Genomic DNA, 5,895 nt, shown 5'->3' with positions numbered 1-5,895 from the left:
TTGCGTTTTGCGTTTGGCGATGAGCGCCCCGTTGGCCAAAAAAAAGCGCCCCCGCATGGCAGGGGCGCGTGATGGTCGGTTGTGGCGTGCTAGCCCAAGAGGGCGGTGGCGAAGTCCTGCCCGTTGAAGGGGCGCAGGTCCTCCATCTTTTCCCCAAGGCCTATAAAGGTAATGGGCACGCCGTACTGCAGGGCAATGGCAACAACAACGCCGCCCTTGGCCGTGCCGTCCAGCTTGGTCAGAACAATTTCATCAATGCCGCAGGACTCGGAGAACAGCTTCACCTGCGACAGCGCATTCTGACCGGTGGTGGCATCCAGGACGAGGATGCTGCGGTGGGGCGCACCGGGGTGCTTTTTGCCCAGCACCTTATAGATTTTGTTCAGCTCGTCCATCAGGTCCACCTTGGTGTGCAGGCGGCCTGCCGTATCCACAAAAATCATGTCGTAGCCGTCGCGGATGGCGATATCGACGGCCTCGTAGGCTACAGCTGCGGGGTCCGCGCCTTCGCCTTTGCCGTAAAAGCCAGCGCCAACGCGTCCGGCCCACACTTCCAGCTGTTCCAGCGCGGCGGCGCGGAAGGTGTCGCCAGCCGCCACCAGCACTTTTTTGCCCTGCATCTGCGCGCGGTGCGCCAGCTTGGCAATGGTGGTGGTCTTGCCCGCACCGTTGACGCCAATCATCAGCACAACTTCGGGCGGGTTCACGGCGGAGATGCGGCGCTCGGTCTTGAAGACGTCTTCCAGTTCCTCGCGCATCAGGGCCTTGAAGTCCGACGGGTCGGTGGTGCCGGCCTTGCGTACGCGTTCGCGCAGGTTCTCCACCAGCTGGGTCGTGGCCTCGTAGCCCACGTCCGCCATGATGAGGATTTCTTCCAGCTCTTCCCAGAAGGCGTCGTCCATGGTGTCGTGGCTGGACAGCAGGCCCTCGATCTGGCGGGAGATTTTTTCTTTGGTCTTTTCAAGGCCTTCGGACAGCTTCAGGAACAGGCGGCTGCGCTCGTCCTCTTCGTCCTCAAGGTCCAGCGCAAGGGCAAGGCGGTATTGGAGCTCCGAGCGGAAGTCCTCCACCATCTCGTATTCCATCATGTCCAGCCAGCTGTCGAAGCGCTGGATAAAGTCGTCGGCCTCGGCCTCGGGCGCGCCAAGGGCGCGGAACAAAAAGCGCAGGCGCGTCCACAGTTCCGGGCTTTTTTCCGAAACGCCCTCAAGGACAAGCGTCAGCCACTCGGACAGGCGGGGTTCGGCCTCGCGCAGTTTGAGGGTGAGCTCCTGCTGCCACGGTTCTTCGGCGCGCAGAGGAGTTTCCTCGGGGGCAAGGGCCTCCGGCTCCGGCGCCCTCGCCGGTGTGGGCGTGGCGGGGGAGGGGGCAGGCTCTTCCTCGTCCGCGTGCGCAGCGGCAGGGACTTCGGGCGCTGCGGCCTCGGGCTGGGGCGCGGTGGGCGTTTCTTCAGCAGTCTGCGTGGGTGACGCAGGCTCCGCGGGCGCGGGCTCTTCCGCGGGGGGCTGCTGGACGCTGGCATCCTCTGCAACATGTTCCGGCGCGGTATCCGCCTCTTTTTTCTTGTCTTTTTCCCAGAATTTCAGCTTGGAGAAGAAGCCCATATCGGAGTCCCCTTTGTGATGACGCGCGGCGGAGGCGACAACTCGCGCAGCGCCCTGATGTGGCGGTTCATGAAAAAATCGTATACAGCGTAGCCGTCGGCCAAGTCATTAATAGGACGTGCTCGGCCATGGCGTGTGGTCGGTCCGGGTTACTTTGCCCAGATGCCGGATTCCGTCAAGTGCGAGGCTTGGGCATACCATTAGAGAGAACAGTTGTCAGGAGATGCAGATGAATCGCCTTCGCGTCCGTCAGGCGCTGGAAGCTACAGCGCCGGTAGAGAACATTGTGGTCAAGGGCTGGGTCCGTACCAAGCGGGAAAACAAGGGGTTTGCCTTCATCGAGCTCAACGATGGATCCTGCCTCATGAACATTCAGGTCATTGCTGACGAGGGCATTCCCGGCTGGGACGCCATTGATAAAGTGACTACCGGTGCCTCCATCGCTGTGGAAGGCGCCCTTGTGGAATCCCCCGGCAAGGGCCAGAAGTGGGAAGTGCGCGCCGCCGGCATCAAGGTTGTCGGCGAGGCCGACCCCGAGACCTTCCCCCTGCAGAAGAAGCGCCATTCGGATGAATTTTTGCGCTCCATCGCGCACCTGCGCCCGCGGACCAACAAGTTTGGCGCAATCTTCCGCATCCGTTCCGAGGCGTCCTACGCCATCCATAAATTTTTCCACGACAACGGCTTTGCCTACGTGCACTCGCCCATCATCACCGGCTCCGACTGCGAGGGCGCGGGCGAAATGTTCCGCGTGACCACCCTCGACCCCGCCAGTGCCGAGGCCAAAGCCCCCGAGAATGACTTCTTCGGGCAGGAAGCCGCCCTCACCGTGTCCGGCCAGCTGACCGCGGAAATCTTCGCCACCTCCCTTGGCGACGTGTACACCTTCGGCCCCACCTTCCGCGCCGAAAATTCCAACACGCCTCGGCACGCCGCTGAGTTTTGGATGGTTGAGCCGGAAATGGCCTTCGCTGACCTGTCCGACGACATGGACCTTGGCGAAGCCTTTATCAAGAGCGTGGTCGGTCACCTGCGTAAGCACTGCGCCGAAGACCTCGAACTCTTCGCCAAGTGGGTGGACAAAGGCCTCACCGAGACCCTCGACTCCATTGAGAACAACGAGTTCGTGCGCCTGCCCTACACCGAGGCCATTGAAATTCTGAAAAAGAATGCCAAGACCAAGAAGGGCAAGAGCCGCTTCGAATATCCCGTCGAGTGGGGCGTGGACCTGCAGACCGAGCACGAGCGCTTTCTCACTGACGAGCATTTCAAGCGTCCCGTAATCGTCTATGATTACCCCAAGGACATTAAGGCCTTCTACATGCGCATGAATGACGACGGCAAGACCGTCGCCGCCATGGATATCCTTGTCCCCAGAGTTGGTGAGCTTATCGGCGGTAGCCAGCGCGAGGAGCGCCTCGACGTTCTCAAGGAGCGCATCAAGGAGCTTGGCCTCACCGAAGAGGATTATTGGTGGTACATGGACCTGCGCCGTTTTGGCTCCGTGCCCCACGCAGGCTTTGGCATGGGTTTCGAGCGTCTGCTTATGATGGTGACCGGCGTTGCCAACATCCGCGACGTCATCCCCTGCCCCCGTACGCCCAAGCATCTCGAATTCTAATCCCGTCGGGCCTGTCCCGCGTCAGAGAACAACAGCGCCCCGGTGTCGACCATCGGGGCGCTTCTTTTTTGAACGTGGTGATGCAGCCGGGGGCCCGGCCTTGTGTCTAGCTGTTGTCGTCCTTGCGCCGGTCTTCGCCGCTTCGGCGCTCATCCTCGCTGCGGCGTTCGTTACGGCGGCGCTCCACAATATCAAGCGGGTCCTCAATGGACCGTCTGTCTTGTATGTTGCGTCTTCTCTCGTCGTCTTGACGACGTTCCCCTTTGCGTCGGTCGGGCTGTTTTGGGTCCCAAGGCATGAATTCCCCCTCCTTTCTTGTGCACAGTAGCATGGACTTCAGTTCGATTGAAGCCGTAGCGTGCGTTTTTGCGCCCATCGCCGAGTCTTGTGAAGAAAGACGCTTGACAGGATGCAGGGACTGGTCGTAAAAAGGAATTGTCAGTTGGTTGTGTGTTCAATCAACGCCCGCTGACATGATGATTGAAATGACGCACGCACGTGCTTCGCAATATTTGCCGGAACATGGTTTCCTTATGGGAACAGGCGACAAGTGGCAGAGGTTGAACGATAATCCGTTGCTGCCCGCTATGGACATGCGGGTGTTCCGGCAGTGACCATGAGAATTGGTTGAGTGCACAGACAGTCCGCCGGGGCGGTTGCTTCACCGCTCCGGCTTGACTGCACTTCAGGCACGCCGCGGCGCAAGGCGCCATCCGGCACGCACGGTACACAGCATGCGCGCATTTCATCACACCGCAAATTTTCGGCTTCAAGCTCAAACTTCCTTGGGCGTTTTTATATCGTGTTGAGTAACACCTCCTCTGCAAACCCCCTTGTCCAAGGGGGTTTGTCTTTTGTCAGCGCGGGGGCTGTAAGGGCGGTCTTCTGCCTTGGGGATATTGACGGTTTGGTGCATAACGTTTAACAGGTTTTCCCCTAAGAGCACGCCCCTGTCAGAGGCTGGGGGAGAGGCGCAGCACTTGCCGCGCCAAGGGTAGAGAGCATTAAGGGAGCACGCGGTAGTGACCATGACGAAAAAAGAACTCTTGCTGGAAGCAGCCAAAGAACTCTTCGGTGTGTACGGGTATTCCGAGACAACGTTTAAAAAAATCTCGGAGAAAGCCGGCGTTGCGCTGGGACTGTTGACCCATCACTACGGGAACAAGGAAAAACTCTTCATCGCCGCAGGTATGGACGTACTCCATCACCTCGTCGATCAACTCAACGAAGCCGTCGCACCTGCCGAGAACGGTCTCGACGCCGTCCAGCGCTTCGTTCACAAATATTTCGAGTTTTCCATCGATCCCGACGAGCACTTCCTCGTGCTCATTCGCTGTTCGCCATACAGTGACGTCAAAACCCGAGACGACAGGCAGGAGATGGAGCACAAGTTCACCGAAGTGCTCGAAACCCTCAAGGCCAGCGTCGAACGCGGCGTCAAAGACGGCACCATTCGCGACCTCCCCATCGAGGAGACCTCTACCGCCATTCAGTGTAACCTCGTCGGCGGCGTACGTACCCGCCTGCTGACCCCCTATTATCCCGAGACCATGTATGACGACATCTACCAGTTCGTCACCCGAAGCATCGCCGCCAAGCCCCAATAAGCCAGCGGCCCGATCACGCTTTTCAGCCCCGTTGCCAACACCGGCAGCGGGGCTTTTTCGTGGCACGCTTTGGCAGAGTGCGGTTGTGTGGTGTGGTGTAGATTGGCGAGGTGGCGGGCGCGGGAATGTGTGTAGGGGAGGAGAGATGATGTGAGACGACGTGAGGCAATATGGGTGGTGGTACGAGGATGGCGGGAAAGGTGCGGGTGGAGCGAGTGGTGGGGCTGCAGGGCTTTTTGTTTGCCTCCGGCGGTCTAAGGGCCGCGGGCCCTTAGATATCCCCTTTGCGCACAGACCGGCTTCCTTTGGCGGGTACTGTCGTCACCCCTGAGTGGCTCCCGGGCTTGTGGATGGGAGAGGATTTTTTGGGGGGGCTTTGGTGCTCCGGATGGGCGGTGAGGATCCCTGTTTGAGTGAAGATGGGGAGAGTGAAGAGGGTGTGGCCATTATATAGTATATGGGCGGGAGGGGTGAGAGCGTTGAGGCTCAACCCACCCAACCCCATTTTCGGGCCAGCTTCTGGCCCGAAAACCTGGGGATTGTTAAGGGAATCATTCCCTTAACCCGCCGGAGGCATCTTCCCCCTCTTCCTGCGCGAGAGCGCAAACCGAGCATTCATGCGGGTTCCCGGGATATGGGGTGGAGAATGTTTGAGAAAACTTCAAAAAGGTGTTGACGGGGTGGGGTGATTTTCATAGAAACGCCCTCCGCCGCGACGAAAGGTTTGAAACCGACGTCGGTGGCAATTTGAAAAAAGCGAACAAAACGGGTTGACGGGCTGGTCCAACGGGGCTAGACAGTGCGACCCGCCGAGAGAAGCGAGAGCTTCTGGCGGCGCTTGAAAAAAAGCTTCATGAGGGGGTTGACGCAGGCTGGGAAGTCTGATTATTTAGCTCACCTCGTTGCGGCCGAAAGGTTCGCAAGGGGCTTTGAAAAAAGTTGAAAAAAGGTGTTGACGGGGCCTTGCTGCTCCGATAGAAACGCCACTCGCAACGACGCACCGCGTCGAAAGGCTTTGGTCTTTGACAATTAAATAGCGAATCGAGACGATTTCGAGAAATGT

General features: G+C 59.1%; 4 protein-coding genes. 2 read left to right on the top strand and 2 right to left on the bottom strand.

All coding sequences use genetic code 11. The annotated features are described in order from the left end of the window. Positions 1-89 precede the first annotated feature (89 nt). Positions 90-1,604 (bottom strand): signal recognition particle-docking protein FtsY, encoded by a 1,515-nt coding sequence (gene ftsY, locus ACY69P_RS13265; RefSeq protein ID WP_462327814.1) that lies wholly within the window; start codon positions 1,602-1,604, stop codon positions 90-92. A 229-nt stretch (positions 1,605-1,833) separates the two neighbouring features. On the opposite strand from ftsY, the gene asnS reads away from it, so the two are divergent. After that, entirely contained in the window at positions 1,834-3,225 is a 1,392-nt protein-coding gene (asnS, locus tag ACY69P_RS13260) for an asparagine--tRNA ligase (RefSeq protein ID WP_462327813.1), read from the top strand. A gap of 106 nt (positions 3,226-3,331) precedes the next feature. Here asnS and ACY69P_RS13255 read toward each other — a convergent pair whose 3' ends face one another. Further along, the gene (locus ACY69P_RS13255) at positions 3,332-3,523 is read right to left on the bottom strand and encodes a hypothetical protein (protein WP_462327812.1); all 192 of its coding nucleotides are present in this window, start codon (positions 3,521-3,523) and stop codon (positions 3,332-3,334) included. A gap of 730 nt (positions 3,524-4,253) precedes the next feature. Here ACY69P_RS13255 and ACY69P_RS13250 point away from each other — a divergent pair. After that, positions 4,254-4,832, top strand: coding sequence for a TetR/AcrR family transcriptional regulator (locus tag ACY69P_RS13250; RefSeq protein ID WP_459897688.1), 579 nt, complete (start codon positions 4,254-4,256; stop codon positions 4,830-4,832). The last annotated feature ends 1,063 nt before the right edge of the window (positions 4,833-5,895 follow it).

It is taken from the genome of Desulfobaculum sp. (genome assembly GCF_054921475.1).
This window is presented reverse-complemented; position numbering and strand designations above follow the sequence as displayed.